This window comes from Streptomyces sp. A 4/2 (assembly GCF_940670765.1).
Lineage (GTDB): Bacteria > Actinomycetota > Actinomycetes > Streptomycetales > Streptomycetaceae > Streptomyces.
Map to the genome: position 1 here is coordinate 60,320 of NZ_CALNVW010000020.1, position 22,255 is coordinate 82,574.

General features: G+C 70.7%; 2 protein-coding genes. Both read right to left on the minus strand.

What is annotated here, in order from left to right:
* Positions 1-132 precede the first annotated feature (132 nt).
* The gene (locus tag NBY69_RS15020; RefSeq protein ID WP_250301408.1) at positions 133-20,208 is read right to left on the minus strand and encodes an SDR family NAD(P)-dependent oxidoreductase; all 20,076 of its coding nucleotides are present in this window, start codon (positions 20,206-20,208) and stop codon (positions 133-135) included.
* A complete protein-coding gene (gene asnB, locus NBY69_RS15025) occupies positions 20,205-22,250 on the minus strand; it encodes an asparagine synthase (glutamine-hydrolyzing) (protein WP_250301409.1) in 2,046 nt (681 codons plus the stop codon). The genes NBY69_RS15020 and asnB overlap by 4 nt, the downstream gene beginning before the upstream one ends.
* Positions 22,251-22,255: the final 5 nt, after the last annotated feature.

The window sequence follows — 22,255 nt, forward strand, 5'->3', positions numbered from 1 at the left end:
GGGTACGCGATTTCGCCTGGGCGTCGGGACGCACGCACGGGCCGGCCGAATGATTCATGATGCCTCTTCTGCGTTTCGTGGTGGTCAGGGCGTGGGGAGCCGGATTCCTGCCGAGCGGGTCGCATCTCGTTCTCAGAACTGCTGCCGGGAGGCGCAGTGTTCGCGGAGCCACCCGTGAACGGCGAGTGCGGTCGGCTCCGCGTACTCCTCAAGCATGGAGAAGTGGTCCCCCGCCACCTCCGTCCGTCGGTGATCCAGCGGCCAGCCGGCGCGCGCGTCGTCGCCGAGCAGTTCGAGCAGGGTCTTGTCCTCCGCGGCGCTCACCAGGAGGGTCGGGGTGGTCACGGGCAGCGGGCGCCAGCCTTCGAGCAACTGCGCATACCACGCCATCGCCGTGAGCTGATCGTCGAGGACGGGCAGTTGGGGGAACCGGTCGATCAGCCGTCGCGTGAGCACCGACATTCCCTGGATCATGGCGGTTCCGGCCGACTGGAGGGTATCGAGCAGCACCAGAGCGGCGGGCGGAGCACCGGCCTTCTCCAGGTGTCGTACCAGCTCGTGGGCGGGCCACCCTCCGGAGGAGTAGGCGGCGAGCGCGAACGGCCGGCCATCGAACCGTCGGAGCAGCGTCCCGGCCAGCCGGTCCGCAGCCGCTTCCAGGCTCACCGGAAGCGGCTCACCGGCGCCGTAACCGGGGACGGAGACCGTCCACACCTCGCGGCGGCCACGGAGTGCGGCTGCGAACTTCACGTACTGGTGGGCCCCGGTGGGGGCGATGAGGGAAGGCAGGCAGACCAGGGCCGGTTCCTGATCGCCGTCCGACAACCGCAGGGTTTCCGGCTCCGGCCCCGCTCCGGTCGCGGAGGACGGCCGGAGCCGGGCGGCGATCGACAGCAGGTCACCGGCCTGCTCCGGGGTGCCCGTCCGCACCGCCGCGCGGAAGAGCGCGGCGATGGGCTGTGCCGGCGCCGTGGCGGGATGCGCGGACGACTCCGGCGGCCCGAACGCGGTGCCGGGGGCAGGTGTTTCCGCTGCCGCGGGGTTCAGGCGTGCCAGGAGGGCGTCCACCCGGGGGCCGCCGGCCGCCATGAAGTGGTCGGTGAGTTCCTCGACGGACTCGGCGTCGAAGAGCAGGGTGGACGGAACCTCTCCGAGGTCCTCACGCAGCGCGGTGGTGAGCTGGAGGACGAGGATGGAGTCCATCCCGTAGTCGCTGAGCGGCGCGGAGAGCGCGATCCTGTCCGGCGGAATACCGAGGGTCTGCGCGGCCTGGTCCCTGAGGTATCCGGCCATGGCGCCGGCCCGGTTCTCCGCGTCGGCGCCGGAGGCACCGGCTGTCCCGCCGCCGGCCGGGGGCCGTGCCGGGGCGGGGCGGGGGCGCGGGGGTGCGGTGGCCTCCGCCGGGGGCTCCGGGAGCGCTCGCGGAGCAGCGGTTTCGCGGTGCGACGGCGGGGCCACTGCCTGCCGGACGATCCCGTCGCTCTCCGCGGCGATGATCTGCTGCCCGAGCTCAAGTGTCCGGGGCAGCACGGGGACGACGGAGGAGAAGCCTTCGCTGACCAGCACCTCCCGCCAGTTCGCGGCCGACAGCGCGGGCGAACCGGGTACCCGCAGCGCGTGGTCCTCGAAGAGCCACCAGCCCTCCAGGAGTCCGAACGTGAGGTGGCTGGAGACGTCGAACGCCGCCAGTTCGTTCAGCAGGAGCCACCCCCCGTCGCGCAGCGCCGCCTTCGCGTTGCGGATGGTGTTCCGGGTGTCGCGCGTCGCGTGCAGCACGTTGGCGGCGATGACCAGGTCGTAGCTCCCGCTCTCCACCCCCTGCCCGGCGAGCGGCTGTTCCGCGTCGAAGCGGGCGTAGGCGAGGTACGGAACCTCCGGTCCGTACTCGGTCCTGGCGTGGTTCAGGAACGCCTTCGAGAGGTCGGTGTACGTGTAGGTCTCGATGTGGTCCTGGAACGGGCGCAGCGCGGCGAACATCCCGGCGCTCGTGCCGCCGGTACCCGCGCCGATCTCCAGGATGCGCAGGCGCGCGGACGGATCCAGGCGCAGCCGCTCCGCGACGATGGCGGCTGCGGTGTCCGTCATGGCGCGGTTGTACATGTCGGCCACGCGGTTGTTGCGGTACGTGCCTTCGACGAGCGCGACGGAACCGCGCGGGAACAGGATGTCGGTGGGCCTGGTCCTGCCGGTGAGGATGTCCGGCAGCTTCCTGAGTGTGGCATCGAGCAGAGCGAGTTCTGCTGCCTTGTCCGGATCCGTGGACCACTGGGCGCGGCGCTCGTCCCACTCTCTGTCGAGGACGTCCAGCGGCGGGGCCGACGGCGGCACGATGCGGAGCGCGTGGTCGAGCCAGATGTCGTACCGCTCCAGGATTCCGGCACGCCGGCGCAGCCGGGCGATGTCGCCGTGGGTCGGCGGAGTGCCGGGGTCGCGCAGGGCGCCGAGCGCTGCCAGGTGTCCGTGGACCATGCGCGCGAGGAGCGGATCGCGTTCGCTCCGGCGCCATGCTGCGATCGCGCGCATCGCCTCCCATGCGGACGGCTCCCTGGTGGCTGCCACGACGGCGGCGGGCGTGATGCGGGACCGCGCCCTTCCGTGGACCGTGAGCCGCGTCGCCACGTCGATGCCCGCGATGGCTTCGGGCTTCTGCACCTTGATGAAGCTCAGTTGAGGCTGCGGCCCGCTGAGCAGCGTGTCGAGTGCCTCCATCGCCTCGGGCGGCTCGATCGAGAGGAGGCCCCAGCGTGCCATGCGTTCCCGGTGGAGTGCGGTCGAGGCGCTGCCGACGCTCCCCCACCACCCCCAGTTCATCACCTTCACCGGGCAGTCCCGGTGCCGGGCGAGGAATGGGGCGTAGGCGTCGCTGAAGGTGCATCCGGCTGCGTAGTTGCTCTGCCCCGCAGCGGTCGTGAACGACTGGACGGACGAGAAGAAGAGGACGAAGTCCAGGGTCTCGTCCGCGAAGACCTCTGCCATGGCCACGCTGACGTCGATCTTGGCGGTCAGGCAGGAGCGCAGCGTCGCTTCGTCCATGCGCGCCAGGCTCTGGTCCCGCAGGACGAGCGCCGCCTGGACGACGCCGTGGATCCGCGGATGGTGCCGCCCGACCTCCTCGTAGGCGGCACGCAGCGACGCGGGGTCCGCAGCGTCGGCGGAGAGGTAGCGCACACTGCCGCGTCCGGTGCAGGTGCTGAGTTTCGCTTCGATCGACGCGTCCTGCGGGCGCCGCCCGATCCAGATCACGTGGGCGCCGTAGCGCTGGACGACATGCCGGGTCCATACGGTGCCGAGCCCGCCGGCACCTCCGATCACGACATAGACGCCGCCTTCCCGGTACGCGTCCCGCTGTACGGTCCCGGGCCGGCACGGAGCCCAGCGCCGGACCAGCCACTGGCCCGCGCGGCGCACCAGGGTGTCGCTCTCCGGGCGGTCCGGGAGTGCCGCCAGGTCCTCGGGCAGGTCGGCAGTGTCGAGGTCCGTGCGGCGGACCGACCAGTTCGCGTACTCCTGCCCGAGCGACCCGAAGAGGCCGTGCAGCCCGGCGTGGGCAGGTGCCGTCGGCTCGGTGTCGTAGGTGGCCAGGGCGCTGCGCGTCACCAGGGTCACGGTGAGCGGACGTGCGTCGTGTCCGGTGCGGACGAGGGCCTTGATCATGCGGAAGGCCGCGATGACGCCGTCCTCCTGGGCCGCGGTGAAGCCGGCGGCGTCGGTCGGCAGGAGCGCCCCCTGGTCCTCCGGCGCCGCACCGGGCGCGATCCAGAGAAGGTGGCCGACCGGCGTCAGGTCCCGGAGCCGGGACGTGATCTCGTCCGTCGACGCACCCGGCGCGAGGTCCCACATCGTGGCCCGCGGGTACTGGCGGGCGAGTGCGGACCGCTGCCCGCTGCTCCCTCCCACCACGAGGACCTGCTCCGTGGGCGGCAGGGCGGCGGCGCCGGAGGTGCGCTCGGACACGGGCTCCCAGACCGGTGCGAACAGTGCGGGTGCCGTTTCCTTCGCCCGGCGCGAGGTGTAGCCGGTCATCCGGACACAGACCTCCCCGTCGCCGTCGACGAGATCCACGTCGAGCCGGCTCAGCGCGGTCGCCGGCTCCGCGCCGTCCGCGACACGGACGACGGCCCACATCGAGGCCGTGCAGGGGGCGAAGAGTTCGAACCGGTCGAGCGCGAACGGCACCACGGTCTCCACGGAGGCCCCGCCGTCGGCGAGTTGCAGCGCGATCGAGGACTGGATGGCCGAATCCAGCAGCGCCGGGGGCAGGACGTACCCGGCCTCTGCGGGGTCGGTCTCCGCCGGCAGGTCGAGCCGTGCCAGGACGGTGCCGGTACCGACGTGTGCCTCGCGGACAGCGCGGAGAGAAGGCCCGTGGACGATGCCCATCGCCGCGAGCGCCGCACGGACGCGTTCCGCGGATACGGCTGTCACGCACCTCGCACGGAGCGACGCAAGGTCGACGCGGTCGGGACGGGTCGTGCCGGAGGGCGCGATGCGCCCGGTGGAGAACACGACCGGAGCGGTGTCCCGACCGGTCTTCGAGGCGATCTCGAAGGTGAGTTCTTCGCCCTCCGCCGGCCGTACCAGGACATCGACGCTCAGGGGCGCGCCGTCGAAGGCGACCGGCCGTACCCAGGTCATGTCGCGTATCAGCAGGGGCGTTTTCGCCCCGGTGCCCCACACGCGCGCCGCCGCCTCCCGTGCCATTTCGAGGTGGGCGGCGCCCGGCAGGACCCGCTGCCCGCGCACCGTGTGATCGCGGAGGACGGCTTCGTCGCCCTTGAACACCGTCGAGGCCCGCAGTGTGCCGGGAGCGCCCTCCACCACCGACGACCGGTGGATCAGCGGATGGTCCGGGACCGGCCGGCTCAGGGTGGTGACAGGCAGAGGTGACAAGGGCGGCGGCCCGGCCCAGTGGCTCTCTCCGGCGAACGGGTAGGTCGGCAGCGGGACCCGGAGATGGGCCTCTCCTGCGAACGCTGCCCCGTAGTCCAGGTCGACCCCCTGTGCGAAGTACCCGGCGAGGGCGGTGAGGTTCGCGCGGTACGTGGCGGTATCCGTGTCGGAACCCGTCGGGTGTGCGCAGCGGTGCAGGCATGCCTCGCCATGGCTCTTCTCCGTGCCCGCACCCGTGGCGCCCTTGCGCGCCGGCACCGCACGGCCGGTGAACGCCCTTGCTCCGTCGAGCCCTTCGCCGAGGATCCGGAGCAGCTCCGTGCGGTCCGCCGCCACGCAGGCGAACCTGTGGGCGAACCGGTCCCTGCCGACGGCGAGCGTGTAGGCGAGGTCGCCCAGGTCCGGGAGGTCCGCGCGACGGCAGTGCTCCGCCAGCCGGGCCATCTGCTGAACCAGCTGTTCACGTGAGTGCGCGGAGAGGACCACGAGATACGCGGGACGTGGTGTACGAGCGCGGGCACGGGCAGTGGGAGGCGCCTCCTCGATGACGAGGTGCGCGTTGGTGCCGCTCGCGCCGAAGGAGCTGACCGCGCCGCGGCGCGGTCCGCCGTCGGCCGGTGCCTCCCAACAGTGGCTGCGCGTACTCAGGTAGAAGGGGCTGTCTTCGAGACCGACGGCGGGGTTCGGCTTCTCGAAGTGGAGTGAGGCCGGGATCTGCTGGTGCCGCATCGAGAGGAGGATCTTGAACACCCCCGCGACTCCTGCTGCGAACTGGGTGTGCCCGAGGTTCGTCTTGACCGAACCCAGCGCGCAGTAGCCGGTCTTCTCCGTCCCGGCCCGGAACGCGCGGCTGAGCGCCGAGAATTCGATGGGATCGCCGAGCGGGGTGCCCGTGCCGTGCGCCTCCACGAGGCGGATGGACTCGACGTCGATGCCGAAGGACTCGTAGGTGTCGCGGAGCAGACGCTCCTGCGAGACGGAACTGGGCGCCGTGATGCCGTTGGTCGCCCCGTCGTGGTTACTGCCGGTGGCACGGATCACGCCGTGGATGTGGTCCCCGTCGGCGACGGCGTCGTCGAGCCGCTTGAGGACCAGGACACCGACGCCCTCGCCCGGTACGAAGCCGTCGGCGCGGTGGTCGAAGGTGTGGCAGCGTCCCGTGGCGGAGAGCATTCCGGCGCCGCCGGCCAACTCGTAGAGGCGGGGCGTCGACTGGACGAAGACACCGCCCGCCAGCGCCATCTCCGTCTCGCCCGACCAGAGTCCCCGGCACGCCAGGTCGATCGCGACGAGCGAGCTGGAGCAGGAGGTGTCGACCGCCAGCGCGGGACCCTTCAGATCGAGGAAGTAGGAGACGCGGGCCGGGATGAGGGACGCCATGTTCCCCCAGAACGCCTGGGCGGGCGCGTCGTCCCCGACGACCTCCTGGTAGTCGCCCTTGTAGCAGCCCACGTACACGCCACAGCGGGTCTCGCCCAGCTGCCGGCCGGCGTACCCCGCGTCCTCCAGCGCCTTCCACGCCTCCTCCAGGAGCAGGCGCTGCTGGGGATCCATGGCGGCGGCCTCGACACCCGAGATGCCGAAGAACAGCGGGTCGAACCGGTCGATCCCGTGGAGGAATCCGCCCTGTGTGCAGCGCGCGGAGCCGTCGGCGCCGGTGTCCGCGAGATCCCAGCGGGTCGCTTCCGTGATGAGGTCGTCGCCGTTCGCGAGATGCGTCCAGAGGTCGTCCAGGCTGTCGGATCCGGGGAACCGTCCGCTCATCCCGACGATGGCGATCGGCGCGTGGGCCGCGGGCCGGTCCGCGCGAAGGGTGTCGGGCGTGGTCCGCGGACGTGTCTCGGTGGCGGCCGGCTCCGGGGCGGCGGCGTCGATGTCGGCGTACTCCGCGAGCAGGTGCGCGACGAGACGGTCGGCGGAGCTGTGGTCGAAGACGACTCCGGTCGACAGGTCGAGCCGGAGGGTCTCGTTCAGCAGATGGACGAGACGGACCGCGAGGATGGAGTCGAGCCCGTAGTCGGCGAACGCGAGCCCGCCGTCGACCTCGTCCGGCGGCATGACCAGTACGTCCGCGATCGTCGCGCGTACGGTGCGGGCGACCCGTTCCTCACGTGTGACATCGAGTGCGGCGTCGGACGTGAAGTCGTGCGCGGGGTCCGACGCGGCGTCGGGCGTGACGTGCGGCCCGGCCTTTTCGGACTGCGGCGCGGCCTTTTCGGGCTGCGGTGCGGCGGTGGCCGGAGCCGCACCGGGCGCCGTCTCCCGGACCGGCTCCAGGTCCCCGATCCAGAAGCGGTCCCGCGCGAACGGGTACGTCGGCAGGGATATCCGGCGGGGCGACGCAGCTCGGTGCGTCCGCCGCCAGTCCAGCTCCACTCCGTCCACCCAGAGCGCGGCCAGCTTGTCGAGCTTCCCCTTCCGGACCCAGCGGTCGACCAGGAGTTCCCGGAGGTCGTCGTCGGCCGAGATCTCGGCGACGACGCCCAGGCCTTGCCCGGCGCTGCCCCGATGGAGACCAGGGGTACCCGCCCCGTCCCCGCTCTCCGCGTAACCGCGCAGTACCCGCAGGAGCTCGGGCAGTGAGGCGACGGTCACCGCCAGGCGCTCCTTCATCGCCTCACGTCCGACCTGGAGGGTGAAGGCGAGATCCGCCAGGCCGACCGCTCCCCGCGCCGTCTCCGCGCGTTCGAGGAACGCCACCAGACGCGCGGCGGAGTGCCGCAACCGCTCCGGTGTCCGCGCGGAGAGGACGACGAGCTGCTCGCCCTCACCGGACGCCGGCCGGTCCGGGACGGGGTCCGGCACGTACTCCTCAAGGATCACATGGGCGTTCGAGCCGCCTGCCCCGAAGGAGGAGACCGCCGCGATCCGTGGTGTCTGCGACTCCCACGGTGCGAGCGTCCGCTGGACGAAGAACGGCGTCTCCTCGAACCTGATGCCGGGGTTCAACTCCTCCGCGTGCAGGCTCGGTACGAGCGTGCGGTGCCGGAGCTGCAGTACGGCCTTGGTCACCCCGGCGATCCCCGCGGCGGCCTCCAGATGTCCGATCGCCGACTTCACGGAGCCGATCGCGCAGAACTGCCGCTCGTCCGTGGACCCTTCGAAGGCGAGCGAGAGACCCTGCACCTCGATCGGGTCGCCCAGTTCCGTGCCCGTGCCGTGCGCCTCGACGTAGCTCACCTCCCGCGCCGGAACCCCGGCCCGGGTCAGCGCGTCGCGGATCAGTTCCGCCTGGGCGGTCGGGCTCGGCACCGTATAGCCGTGGGACCGCCCGCCGTGGTTGATGCTCGTCCCGCGGACCACCGCGAGGACCTGGTCACCGTCCGCGAGAGCGCGCGCAAGGGGTTTCAGCAGTACGGCGCCCACACCCTCGCCGGGCACGAACCCGTCACCACCGCTGCCGAAGCTCCGCACCCGGGCCTGCGAGGACAGCATGGTGGAGCGGCACAACTCGACGTAGTCGGAAGGGTGCAGATACAGGTTCACCCCGCCCGCGACGGCCAGCTCGCAGGAGCCCCGGCGCAGGTGCTCGCAGGCTTCGTGGATCGCCGTGAGCGAGGAGGAGCACATCGTGTCGATCGTCAGGCTGGGGCCACGGAGGTCGAGGGCGTACGAGGTACGGGCGCTGAGCGAGGCGAAGGAGAGCGAGGGCACGACCGTTTCACCGGTCGGCAGCCGGGCCGCGCCGTGCCGTGCGTGGCCGGACTTGGTCACACCGGCGAAGACACCCACGCGCCGCTGATGGCGTCGGGCCAGCTCCTCGCGGGTGTAACCCGCGTCTTCGATCACCTCCCAGGAGGCCTGGAGGAAGAGGCGTTCCTGCGGGTCCATCGCGTAGGCGTCACGCGGTGCGATCCGGAAGAAGTGCGGATCGAACGCGTCGAAGTCCCGCAGGAATCCTCCCCACTTGCTGTAGCTGCGCCCGGTGGCGACGGCTGTGGCGCGGTCCGGCTCGTAGAAGCCGTCCAGCGGCCACCGGTCGGGCGGGATCTCCGTGATGGAGTCGCGTCCCGCGGTGAGGTTCGCCCAGAACTCGTCGGTGTTCTCGGCCTGCGGATAGCGCCCGCTCATCCCGATGATCGCGATGGCGTCGTCCGGCGGGGTCGGGCCGGGAGCAGCGGCGGTCCGGGGTGTGTGGCGCGCCGCCGGTACCTGGACCGCGGCGCGCTCGCCGGGAGTGGGTGGGGTGGGTGTCCCGGCGAGTTTTCCGGCGACGGCGCGCAGCGTGGGGAATTCGTAGAAGAGCGTCGTCGGGACCTCGCCGTACACGGAGGACAGCTCCCTGTTGAGTTGCACGACCATGACCGAGTCGAGGGCCAGGTCATCGAGCGGCCGGTCGGCGTCGATGTCGTGGAGGGGGACCTTCGTGACCCGGGCGAAGATTTCCACGACCGACCGGAGTGTCTCCCGGTCCGGCCGCCCGTCGGCCGTCTCCGATGCAGCCGTCTCCGATGCGGGTGGGGCAGCGGCGGGAGGGGCAGCGGCGGGCGGGGGCACGGATGCGGGCTCGGCCGTCTCGCCGTGGTGCACCCAGATCTGGTCCTCGCCGGCCTCGCCCGACCGCCAGGCGTTCAGGAGGGCTTCGAGTCCTTCGTCCGACTCCATCGGCACGAGACCGCGGGTGCGCCGGAGGTACGCGCGGGTCGCGTCGTCGACCGCCATTCCGCCGTCCTTCCAGAGCGGCCACGCGATGGCGACCGTACGCCCGGACCGCTCGCCCGCCGCGACGCGCGTGTTGCGGCGGGCGGCGTACTCGCCGAGAAAGCCGTTGGCCGTGGCGTAGTCGGACTGACCGGGATTTCCGGTGACTGCCGCTCCGGACGAGAAGACGAGGAAGGACTCGATGGGCATGTGCGCCGTGGCCCGGTCCAGGTGCACCACGCCGTCGACCTTCGGGGCGAGGACCTTGTCCCACTCCTCTGCCGTCTTGTTCGTGAGGTACGCGTCGTGGATCACGCCTGCGGCGTGCACGATCCCGTGGATCGGGCCGGACTCCTCACCGACGCGCGCGACGAGGTGGCGTACCTCCTCCCAGCGGGAGACGTCCGCGACGGCGTACCGGGCCACCGCACCGGCTTCCCGCAGCTCGGCGAGCAGTTGGGCGGTCCGGGCATCCGGTGCCGAGCGTCCGACGAGGACGAGCGTCGGGCGTACGGCGTCCCGTGCGATCCGGCGGGCGATGACGGCGCCGATGCCGCCGGCGCCTCCGGTGATCAGGTACACACCTCCCGAGCGCCAGGGCGTGCCCGTACTGTCGGCAGCCACGGGCACCCAGGTCCGCACCGCGCGCTCCGTGCCCCGGTGGAGAACGAGAGCGTCGTCCGCGTGTCCGGCGTTCTCCTGGACGATCGCCGCGATGCCGGCCGCGTCGCGCTCGCCGTCCAGAGCGAGGACCTGCCCGGCGATGTGCGGGGATTCGAGCGCCGTCGTGCGCAGAAGTCCCGCGAGCGCCGGCCCGGCCGCATCGTCACCGTCCGCCGGTGTCACGACCTGTACGAGGGTGGCGCCGTCGTGCGCCTGCCCGGCGAGCACCCGGACGATCTCGAAGACCTGACGTGAGAGGTCGGTGAAGCGGGTCTCCGGGCGCCGCTTGTCGGTCGTGACGGTGTGGCAGTGCACACCCGGCAGGCGGCGTTCCACGCTGTCCCGCACGGCCGCCGGCACCCCGCAGAGGATCACGACATGACGTGTGTACGGGGTCCGGCCGGCCAGGTCCCGCGACGCGGGCTTCGGCGTCCAGCGGGGCGCGAACAGCGTCGTACCGACCGAAGGGCGTTGCGCAGCAGCGCTGTTGGCCTTCTCAGCACTGCCGGGGAGCCAGTACCTGTCGCGTGCGAACGGGTACGTGGGCAGGTGCGCGCGCCTCGGCAGAGCCGAACCGGTAGCCCCGTACAGCCGCCGCCAGTCGACCTCCTCCCCTCCGCTCCAACGCGCGACCGCGTCGGCGAGGCCGTCCTGCGCCGGCCGGGCGCCGCGCTGCGGGCCGCTCGCCGGGCCGCTCGCCGGGCCGCTCGCCGGGCCGCTCGCCGGGCCGCTCGCCGGGCCGCTGATGAACTCCCTTAGTTTCTCGCCGAGTTCCCGGTGGGAGGAGACGACCCAGCCGACCCGTTCAGCCATGGCTTCGCGTCCGGTCTGGAGCGTCCACCCGATGGAACGGAGCGGGGCGGGACGGGGTGTGTCCTCCAGGTAGGCGAGCAGGTTCTGCGCCCGCTCGCGCAGTTGCTGCGCCGTACGCGCGGAGAGGGGTACGGCGACCGGGCTCCCGGGGTCGTCCGCGTCCTGTGCCGGACCCGTGTCCGCGCCCTGCTCCGGGTACTCCTCGATGACGACGTGGCAGTTGGCGCCGCCGAATCCGAAGCTGCTGACGCCCGCCCGCCGCGGCGCGAGGTCACCGTCACGGTCGCGGGGCCGCTCCCACGGTTCGTTGGCGCGCACGATGCGGAACGGGCTGCCATCGAGCTGGATGTAGGGGTTGATCCGGTCGCAGTGCAGGCTCTGCGGGAGGGTGCCGTGTTCCATCGCGAGGACCATCTTGAGCAGCCCGGCGATACCTGCGGCGGCTTCCAGATGACCGATGTTGGTCTTCACGGAGCCGAGACCGCAGGTGGCAGGGGTGTCGCTGCCCAACTTCCGGAACGCGGTCTGCAGCGCCCGCACCTCGACGGGGTCGCCCAGGGCCGTGCCGGTTCCGTGGGCCTCCACATAGCCGATCGTGCGGGGGTCGATGCCGCCCATCGCCCGCACCACGAGGTCCGCCTGCGCGGTACCGTTCGGCGCCGTGAGGGAGTTCGCCCGTCCGCCGTGGTTCTCCGCGGTCCCGACGATCACGGCGAGGATCGCGTCGCCGTCGCGCTCCGCGTCGGCGAGGGGCTTCAGTACGACGGCGCCGACGCCCTCGCCGCGTACGTATCCGTTCGCGTCGCTCGCGAAGGTCTTGCAGCGTCCGTCCGGACTCAGCATGCCGGCCCGCCCGGCGCTGACGAAGGTGTCGACACTGAGCAGGAGGTTCACCCCGCCCGCTACCGCGGCGTCGCACGCCCCGGAGCGGATGGCCTCCACGGCCCGGTGGACGGCGACGAGCGAGCTGGAGCAGGCCGTGTCGACGGGCTGGCTCGGGCCGTGGATGTCGAGTACGTACGAGATGCGGTTGGCGAGCATGGAGTGGGCGTTGCCCGTGGAGGTGAAAGCGTCCGGCGGGGCGCCGTGGGCGGCGAGCAGGGTCGCGTAGTCGGTCCCGGAGACACCGAAGAACAGCCCGGTGTCCGCCGGCAGGCCGGACGGGGCGTAGCCGCTGTGCTCGATCGCGTTCCAGACCGTCTGGAGCGCCAGCCGGTGCTGGGGGTCCATCAGCTCGGCCTCGCGCGGCAGGATGCGGAAGAAGGCGGCGTCGAACGCGTCGACGTCGTCGAGGACGCCCGCATGGTGCGGGAACTCGGCTGCTTCCGCGATTCGCGCGTAGGCCGCGTCGTAGCGGTCGAGGGGGAAGGCCGTGACGTTGTCGGTCCCGGCGGCCAGGTTCGCCCAGTACGCGTCCAGGTCGGGTGAGCCGGGGAATCGGCCCGCGGCTCCGATGACGGCCACCGGCAGGGGCGAGTCCGCCGGCGCCGGGCGGTGTGCGCCGGCCGGCACGGTGTCAGGAGCCCCGGTCGTCGCTCCAGCGTTTCCAGTCGTCTCTCCGGGGGACCGGTTCCCAGGAATCGGGGCGGGCTCCCCGGCGGGGTCCGGCGGGAGGGAGCGTTCGTACGCCGCGCGCAGCGGGCCTTCGTGCTCTGCGAACAGGTGCCTGCCCAGCGAGTCGAACGTATTGCGATCGAAGAAGACCGCAGGGGTCAGATCGATACCGAACCGCTCGCGCACCTGCTTCGAGAGGGCGACGAGCGAGATCGAGTCGAAGCCGAAGGCGTCGAAGCCGGTACGGGCGTCGAGTTCGCTCCGCTCGAACTTGAGAATGCCGCCCGCCATCTCACGCAGCTCGTCCACGGCGAAGGAGATGACGCCGTCGCTGTCCTCCCCCGGTGTCCCCCGGTCCGCTGCTTCGGCTCCGTCCACCGCTCGTGCGCTCACATCCGGGTCCTTTCGCGGTCCTTCGTCGTCGCCGCACCACATGTCGGAGAGCACACCGACCACCTGGCCGTGCCGGTCCAGCAGGCCGACGGACCCGCCGAGGCCTTCTCCGTCGGCAGTCACGTCGAGGACGACGTACGCGACCGGGAGGCCCCCACCGCTCCCGGCGGTGAAGAGCCGGATCTCGTCGATCCGGTGGGGCGCGGTCCGTGCCCAGTCCGGTGAGCCCTGCCGCTTCGCTTCGGACTGGAGGCCCTGAGCGATGGCGGCGAGGACGTGCGGAGCGAGGGTGACATGCGGCTTCACATGGTCCCGCTGGAGTTCGGGGGTGCCGACCTTGAGCACCAATCGCCCGTCGCGCAGCCGGAATGCGCTCTCTGTGCCGCTGAATTCCGGCACGTATCCGATTCCGCCCTCCGCGAGTCCCGCGAGGAATTCCGCCGGGGCGAGCAGCTCTGCCCGGTCGGGCGCCAGCACATCGGCCGCGATTCCCGCGAAGTCGGCCGAGCGGAGGTGGCCGGACAGCGGCGTACGGTCGTCCTCGCCAGCAGGCACGTCGAACGACGCTACGGGCGTCCGGGTCCCCGCCGCGTCCTGAGCGAACACGAGTCCGGAGGCCCGCTTCCCGTCGGAGGCGTCGAAGACCGTCACCAGGCGGGCGGCGGTCGTCCAGCTGACCGGGCCCAGGAGGCGGAGCCGGCGCACGACCGACCCGTCGGCGAATCCGGAGACCTTCGTGGCGGCGATCGCCAGGTCGATGGCGAACGTCGGGACCACACCGCGCTTCTTGTCCTGCCGCTCCCCCGAGGTGCAGCCGTAGTCGAGGAGATCGTCCAGGTGCACGTCGAGCACGTACCGCAGCCCGTCTGCGTCCGACTCGTTCCGGCCGAGGAACGGGTGGAGCTTGTCGCGCAGCGCGAGCGGCGCGATCACGGACGGCGCGCCCTCCTCCGGGGTGACCCAGCAGCGCACGCGCTCGAAGGGGTACGCGGGGAGAGGGACCCGCCGGGGCGTGCGTGCTCCCCCGTCGGCGCCGCGCCAGTCGACGCTCCGGCCGCCCACCCAGGTGGTCGCGAGCTTCCGTACGCCCTCGGTCCGCGGGCCACCGGGCGCGAGCGCCGCACCGAGGTCCCGGTCCCCCGCCAGATAGCGGTCGACGGCGGCGACGGCTTCCCCCGTGGTCCTGGCGAGGAACGCCCAGCGGTGCGGGAGTTCGTTCTTGCCGACGCGGAGTGTGAACGCGATCGCCGCGGGGTCCGGCTCTGCTCCGGCGGCCAGGTAGTCGCGGAATCGGGTGAGCCATGTTTCCAGGACCGATTCGTTCATCGCGGAGAACACGAAGAGTTCCTCGCGCCCGTCCTGTGCGCCGTACGGATCGCGGTCGGGTTGCGGGTACTCCTCCAGGATGATGTGCGAGTTCATCCCGCCCGCGCCGATCGAAGTGATTCCCGCCCGGCGGGGATGGGTGATCCGGCGTCCCTCCACCGTGGTCACCGCGGGTTCCCATGAGGCGAGCTGCCGCTGAAGCCGGAACGGTGTACGGGAGAAGTCGATGTCCGGATTGGTCACCGAACTGTGCAGCGAGGGTGCGAGTTTCCCCTTCTGGAACTGGAGGACGACCTTGGCGATACCGATCATTCCGGCAGCGTGCAGCAGGTGTCCCAGGTTCGACTTGACGGAGCCGATCGCGCAGAACTCGGTGTCCTGCGTGTACTTCTGAAAGGCCGTGGTCAGGGCCTTCACTTCGATCGGGTCGCCCAGCGACGTCCCGGAGCCGTGTGCTTCCACGTAGCTGATGGTCCGCGGATCGACTCCCGCGTCGTCGATCGCCTTCTCGATCGCCCGCGCCTGCATACGGGGGCTGGGGACGGTGAACCCGTTGCGCACCCCCGCGTTGGCGAGGGCCGTTCCCTTGATGACGGCGTACACGTGGTCGCCGTCGCGCTCGGCCTCGACGAGCGGCTTGAGGACGAGGGCGCCGACACCCTCCCCGAGAATGGTCCCGTCCGCGCCCAGGCCGAAGCTCCGGATCACATCGGAGGTCGCCGTCGTGAAGTGCTCCTGTGACGAGCTGATGAGGTTGTACGGGTGGAGGAGCAGGTTCACCCCGCCCGCGACCGCCATCCGGCATTCCCCGGCCCGGAGCATCTGCACGGCCTGGTGCACGCAGGTCGAGGAGCCGGAGCACATCGTGTCCACGAAGATCGAGGGACCGGTGAATCCGTAGAAGTACGAGAGCATGTTGGGCAGCGTCGCCGTGTAGCTGCCGCTTGCCGGGGAACCGCGCGTCAGACCGTTCTGGAATCCGTACAGGCCGTAGTGGTTGCTCATGGAACCGGCGAGTACGCCGACATCTCCGTCGTACTGCCGCTGGATCGTCTCGCGCGAGTATCCGGCGTCTTCGAGCGCCTCTACGCCCGTCTGCAGGAACAGGCGGACCTCGGGCGACATGTTCTCCGCATCGCGTTTGGAGATGCGGAAGTAGCGGGGGTCGAACGTCTCGATGTCCCGGAGGAAGGTTCCGGTGCGGATGGAGCTCTTGCCGAGGACGCTGCGGTCGCGGCTGTAGACCGCGTCGTGGTCCCAGCGCTCGCGGGGTACTTCACGGAACTCGTGACGGCCTTCGCCGAGCACGGCCCAGAGTTCGCCGAGGGTGTCGGCTCCGGGGTAGGTCCCGGAGATGCCGATGATCGCGATGTCGTGGTGGTCGTCGCGCGGCCCGGGTGCGGCGGACCGGTCATGGGCGGCGGGCGTGCTGCGGGTGTCAGGAGCCGACGGTGCGGGTGCGACGGGGGCAGGCGCGTCGTCCTTGCCGGCCGCGTCGTTCTTCCCGGCTGCGTCGTTCTTGCCGGCCGGAACGACTGCGGCCGGAACGGCTGCGGGCGGCGGGTCTCCGGCGCTGGTGATCGCGCGCAGCTTGTCACGGTGTTCCGCGACGAGGTGACCTGCGACACCCTCGATGGTCGTGTACTCGAAGAAGATCGTCTTGGACAGCGGGCCGAGGAACACTTCGAGCGACGCGGTCGTCTCCAGGATGGCGAGCGAGTCGATCCCGTAATCGACGAGGTTGACCGTCTCGTCCAGCGTCAGCGGGTCGCGGTGCAGCACCCCGCCCACGATGCGGCGCAGCAGAGCCGTCGTACGCTCCGTCAGGTCTTCCTCCGTGATGGAGGCGACGGGCTCCACGGGTGTGGTGTCCACGGGTACGGCACGGGGTGCTACCGGGGGCGGGGCGGCGGCCGTGAGCGTCGCGGCGGCGCCGTACGCCACCACGGTGTGGGCGGGGCCGTCGCGCAGTACGCCGCCGAGTACCCGGAGACCGTCCTCCGTCGGGAGGGGCTCCCAGCCCCGGTCCCGGAGCATCGCCTCCCGCGTCACGGCGTCCATGGACATCCCGCCGTCGGCCCACAGCGGCCAGCTGACGGCCGACGTCCTGCCGCTCCGCTCGCCGATGTCCACCAGCGCGCGGCGATGGTGGACGAAGGCGTCCAGGAAGGCGTTGGCCGCCGCGTAGTCGGACTGCCCGGAGCTGCCGAACACGCCCGCCACCGAGGAGAAGGCTACGAAGAAGTCGAGCGCGAGGCCTCGCGTGGCGGCGTCGAGGTTGAGTACGCCGTCGACCTTCGGCTCCAGCACCGCCAGGACGTCCGAGGGGTCCTTGGTGTAGAGGTACGCGTCGCGGAGGACGCCCGCCGCGTGGACGATGCCGTCGATCGCTCCGTGGTCCCGTGTGATGGTGCGTACCGCACGGTCCACGTCGTCCTTCGCACCCACGTCGACGGGGAGGTAGTGGGCCGCGACCCCCGCTTCCCGCAGCACGCGCAGGGCCGTCCCGCTCGCGGCTCCGGGCGCCGACCGGCCGCTCAGGACGACGACGACGCCCGCACACCGCCCGAAGTACCGTGCGACATGCAGCCCCAGGCCGCCGAGGCCGCCCGTGATCCAGTAGACCCCGCCCTCCTTCAGCGGCGGGATCTCCGCTCCTTCGCCCAGGCGCAATTCCACGGGCCGTGCCGCGTGACGGGTGCCGTCGGCCCCGTAACGGATCTCGCAGTCGGCCGACCGGTCGGCCGCCTCGGCCCGCAGGATGTCCGCGATCCGCTCCGGTGATGCGGTGTCGAGTTCCGCGACGCGTACGACACGGCCCGTGACGCGGGGGTTCTCCAGGACGACGGTCCTGAACAGACCGGTGAGCGGCGCGTGGTAGTGCCGTGGCAACCGGTCGTCCGCCAGGACGACGAACCGGTGCGGCCCCTGGGGCTTCGACCTCACCAGCTCCGCGGCGTGCCGGAAGGCCAGGTCCACCACGGCCTCGACACCGTCGGCGACACGACCGGGCGCGACATCGGGAAGGGGGGTGACGGTGAAGCCGGTCGTGTCTTCCACGACGGTGGCGTGTACGGCGGCTCGTCCGCCGAGGTACCCGCGCACGGACGGGAAGGCCGTTGCCCGGTCCTCCGGTACGTCGAGGGGCGTCCGCACCCAGGGAACGGCGGCGGTGACGATGTCCGCGCCGGTCCCGCGTCCGGACTTCGCCCCGTGCGTCCGCTGGACCAGCCCGCGCAGGCTGACACGCACCACGCCCGCGGAGTCGCAGAGATCGATGTCGAACACGTCGAGCGTGCTGTGTCCTTCGCGGCGCCGTACCCACGCCCATGTCTCCGACACACAGGCGCCGTAGACCGTGAGTTCCTCGAACGCGAAGGGCAGTGCCGGGCCGTCGGCCGGCTCACGCGATGTCTCCGCCAGGAGCACGAGCGAGGACTGGAGCGCGGCGTCGAGCACGCTCGGGGGCAGGACGTATCCGGCGTCCGCCGCCTCACCGGCAGCGGGCTTCCCGATACGGGCGATCAGCTCCCGTGTCCCCAGCCGGAGCTCCTCGATCCCGCGCATGGCCGGTCCGTACTCCAGCCCTCGGTCGCGGAACGCCGCGTACACGTCCACCGGGCTGCGCTCCCCGGGGCAGGCCGCCAGCAGCGCGGCGAGATCGACTCGGTCCGGCTCCCGCGACCCGTCGGCCTCGACAACTCCCGAGCTGTGGACGACGGCCGGGTCCGTGCCGGTGGAGACCTCGAAGGCGAGGGCGCCGCCGTCCTGCGGGGTGAGCCGGACACTGGCCTCGACCGGCGCGTCCCGTACGACGAGCGGACGCGGCCATGCGACGTTGCGGAGCCGGACGACCGCCGGCTCCGCCGCGTCGGGCCCCATCGCACGCACGGCCGCGGCACGGACCATCTCGACGTGAGCCGCCGCCGGCAGCACGCGGGCACCGCCCACCACGTGCGAGGCGAGAAACGGCTCCTCTCCGGTGAACGTCGAGCTGTACCGGTGACCGGCGGGACCAGAGGTATCAGAGTGAACGAGTGGGTGTGCGGCGGTAGTTGCGTGCACTACCGACGGCGTCGTGCCTGCCTCGACGCCCTGCTGCGGAACGCTGAACCAGTGCCGTTCGCGGGCGAAGGGATACCCGGGCAGCCGCACCCGCCGTGGGCGTGGCCGGGGTGCGCCGTGACCGGGCTGATCCGCCCAGTCCAGCGCCCCGCCCTGTACCCAGCGTGTCCCTGCCGCCCTCAGCGCCGCGATCTCCTCCGTTGCGCCCCGTGCTGTCCCGCCCAGGTGGAGTTCGCCCTCCGCGCGGGCGCCGTCCATGAACTCCCTTAGCAACAGTTCGAGTTCGGCTCGGTCCGCGACAGCGAACACGACCCGGACGGGCATGGGCTCACGGCCGACCCGCAGGGTGTACGCGATGTCGGCGAGCGCCTGCGAGGGGTGCTCGCGCAGGTGGGTGAGCAGGTTGCCCGCGACTGCGCGCAGCCGGTCCGGCGTCTTCGCGGAGAGCGGCAGGAACTGCGGGCCCCGGACCGGCGCGTCCTGCGCCCCTGCACCGGCTTCACCGGCTTCATCGGTGAGATGTTCCTCAAGCACGACATGCGCGTTCGTGCCACCGAATCCGAACGAACTCACCCCGGCCCGCCGTGGCCGGATCCTTCCGTCCGTTCCCGGGGTCGGCGCGGGCCAGGGCTGGGTGTCGCGGATGACGTGGAACGGGCTGTCCTCGAGCTTGATGAGCCTGTTCTGATTCTGGAAGTTGACGTTCGCGGGCAGCATCCGGAGTGCCAGCGAGCTGATCACCTTGGCGATGCCGGCAACCCCGGCGGCACCTTCGAGATGTCCGATATTGGTTTTGACGGAGCCGATTCCGCAGCTCGCCGGTTGGGCGACGGTGCCCTGTGCCGCGTGCAGGTTCCGGAAGGCTCCCTTCAGAGCCATGATCTCGATCGGGTCGCCGACGGGTGTTCCGGGGCCGTGCGCTTCGATATAGGTAACGGATTCCGGCCGGATTCCGGCGCGGGTGTAAAGTCCCTCGATCAGATTCGCCTGTGCTGTCGGATTGGTGACGGTGAGGGAATTCGTCCGGCCACCGTGGTTCGTGGCGGCTCCCTTGATGACCGCGTGAATGGGATCGCCGTCCGCGACGGCCCGTGCGAGGGGCTTCAGGAGGAGCACTGCTCCGCCTTCACCGCGGACGTAGCCGTCGGCACTCTGGTCGAAGGCGCTCGCACGACCGGTGCGGGACAACATGCTCGCCTGGCTGAACGCGACGAAGTGCTTCGGCGACCAGATCAGGTTGACTCCGCCGGCCAGGGCGACACCGCACTCGCCGTTGCACAGCGCGCGTACCGCTTCGTGCACCGACACGAGCGAACTCGAACATGCCGTGTCATTGGTGATACTCGGGCCCTGCAAGTCGAAATAGTAGGAGATCCGGTTCGCAATGATCGAGTAGGCCGTTCCGGTGGGGAAATAGACGTCCGTCCTTGCTCCTTCACGTTCCATCATTTCCGCGTAGTCCGCATGGCAGACGCCCATGAAGACACCCGTTTCCGTACCGGCGAGAGCGCTCGCCGCATAGCCGGCGTTCTCGATCGCCCGCCAGGCGAGTTCGAGTGCCATGCGCTGCTGGGGGTCCATGGTCTCGGCCTCGCGCGGCGATATGTTGAAGAACTCGGCATCGAAGCAGTCGGCATGTTCGACGAAGCCTCCCCAGATGCTGTTCGTCTTCTGGGCCCCGCGCCTCGGATCGCCGAAATAGCGGTCCTTCGACCAGCGTTCCGGCGGAACTTCCGAGATGAGCGACCGGCCCGCGACGAGATGTCCGCCGAGCTCTTCCAGTGTTTCCGCGCCGGGGAACCGCAGAGCGAGCCCGATGATCGCGACATCATCCGTCGCGGGCGCCGGTTCGAACGTACTCATCGGGTTCCTCCTGCAGAGGGGACGTCGTGACCGGGCTGCTTCGATCCCCGTGCTTTCCGCTGATCAATGATGGTGTCCACCTTGAAGTCAGCCTGCTCGGCCGAGTGCTCGGGCATTCCCTGTCCGAGCACGAACTGCTGGTTGAGGACCGCGGTCGAGAGCAGGTAGACGAAGGCCTGGTCCTCCTTCGTACTGATCTCACCGGTAGGCGTGGCCATGATCTTCTTGACGAGCTTCCGGGCGAACACCGGATCGACGCATCCGATCTTCTCCAACTCCGCTTCTGAGAGGAGGAGTTCCAGGTAGTCGGGCCGCTGTTCCTTGAAGACGGCCGCTCCCGGCGCACGGTACGGCTGCTTCCGCCGAGTGAGACTCGATTCAGGCAGCTCACCCCAGAACGCTTTCTTGAGGATGGCCTTCTCGTCGAAACCGTCGTCGAAGCGCAGATTGACGGACGCCGCCGTGCGAACGACCGCGGGGTCGAGGAACGGGCACCGGTTCTCGACCCCGTGGGCGAGGCTCATGCGCTCCCCCTGGGTGGAGAGGAGATAGCCGGGCAGCAGCGTCTTGAATTCGAGCCACTGTGCCTTACGGACCGGGCTCAGCGCCGCGTAGCCGGGCGTCGCGTCCGTCAAGGCTATGAGGTCCGCGAACGGTTCATCACGTCGCCTCAGCAGACGTGCGGCGAAACGGCCGTTCTGGTAGCGGAGTTCGTGGGAGAAGAGACCAGGCAGCCGTTCTACGGCGAACTGCTCGAAGAGGCCCTTCAGCCGCGCCCGGTTCGCGGGGCCGAAGTGGCTCAGCTCCGGGTGGAGGCTGCCGAGCCTGCCCATCCGCTCGTCGTCCGACAGTTCGCTCCATGAAGCGCGCAGTAGCGTCTCGCGGAAGAGTGAGTACCCGAGGAACGCCTCATCGGCACCCTCACCGCTGAGAATCACTTTGATTCCGGCGTCCCGCGCGTGGCGGGACAGGAGAAACATGGGGACGAACGCGGCGCGGAACGAGGGCACTTCCGCGTGATACACGGCAGACGGAAAGTTCGCGGCGATATCGGCACTCGACACGGCAATGGACGAGTGACGGGTCCCGAGGTGCGAGGCAACGATCTGCTGACTGCTCGACTCGTCGAATACCGCGTCGTCGAACTCCACGGAGAACGTGCGGACCTCGTGCGAGGAGAGGTCGGTCGTCAGCTTGGTCACGATGGAGGAGTCGAGGCCGCCGCTCAGATAGACACCGACCTCGACGTCACTCCTCAGCCGCATCTCGACGCTCTCACGGAGGGCGTCACGGACCAGTGCGGCGGCTTCCCGTTCAGAACCGGTGAACGGCGGTACGTCGAGTTCGAGCTCCGCGTAGTCGTTCAGGACCGCCCGCCCGCCTCGGACGGTCAGGTAACTCCCCATCGGGAGCTGGCGGATGTGCTGGAAGGGGGTCCGGTCGGGCAACGGCGTCCATACCGCGAAGGTGGAGGCGAGTTCGCGGGGGTCGAGCTCGAAACGGAACCCCGGGAACGCACGGAACGCCTTCATCTCGGAGGCGAAGAGGAATTCTCCGTTCCTGCCCCCCTGGGCTCCGCAGCCCTCACGGTCGACGTAGAAGAGCGGCCTCTTGCCGTATCTGTCACGTGCCAGGAACAGGTCTCCCGACCTCACGTCCCGGATCGCGACCGCGAACGCGCCGTTGAATCGGGGCAGACACGCGGGCCCCCATTGGGCCCATGCCTGCAGGAATACCTCTGTGTCGGAGCGAGTACGGAACCGGCGGCCGAGCCCTCGCAGTTCCTCGCGCAGTTCGATGTGGTTGTACAACTCGCCGTTGAAGCAGATCCAGTAGCGTTCCGTCGGGTCGGCCATCGGCTGGGCGCCCATGGCGAGGTCGACCACAGACAGCCGTGCTGTGCCCATGGCGATGCCGTCGTCCAGGTAGTAGCCCGCCTCGTCCGGCCCACGGTGACGGATGAGCGACAGCATCGAGGTCATGACCTCCGGCGTGGCCCCGGCGTGGAGCGAGGGCGCGACGAAGCCTGCGATTCCGCACATGCGGG

Excerpts from the sequence above, each read along its gene's own strand:
- NBY69_RS15020 (WP_250301408.1), bottom strand. The coding sequence starts at position 20,208 with ATGAGTACGTTCGAACCGGCGCCCGCGACGGATGATGTCGCGATCATC.
- asnB (WP_250301409.1), bottom strand. The coding sequence starts at position 22,250 with ATGTGCGGAATCGCAGGCTTCGTCGCGCCCTCGCTCCACGCCGGGGCC.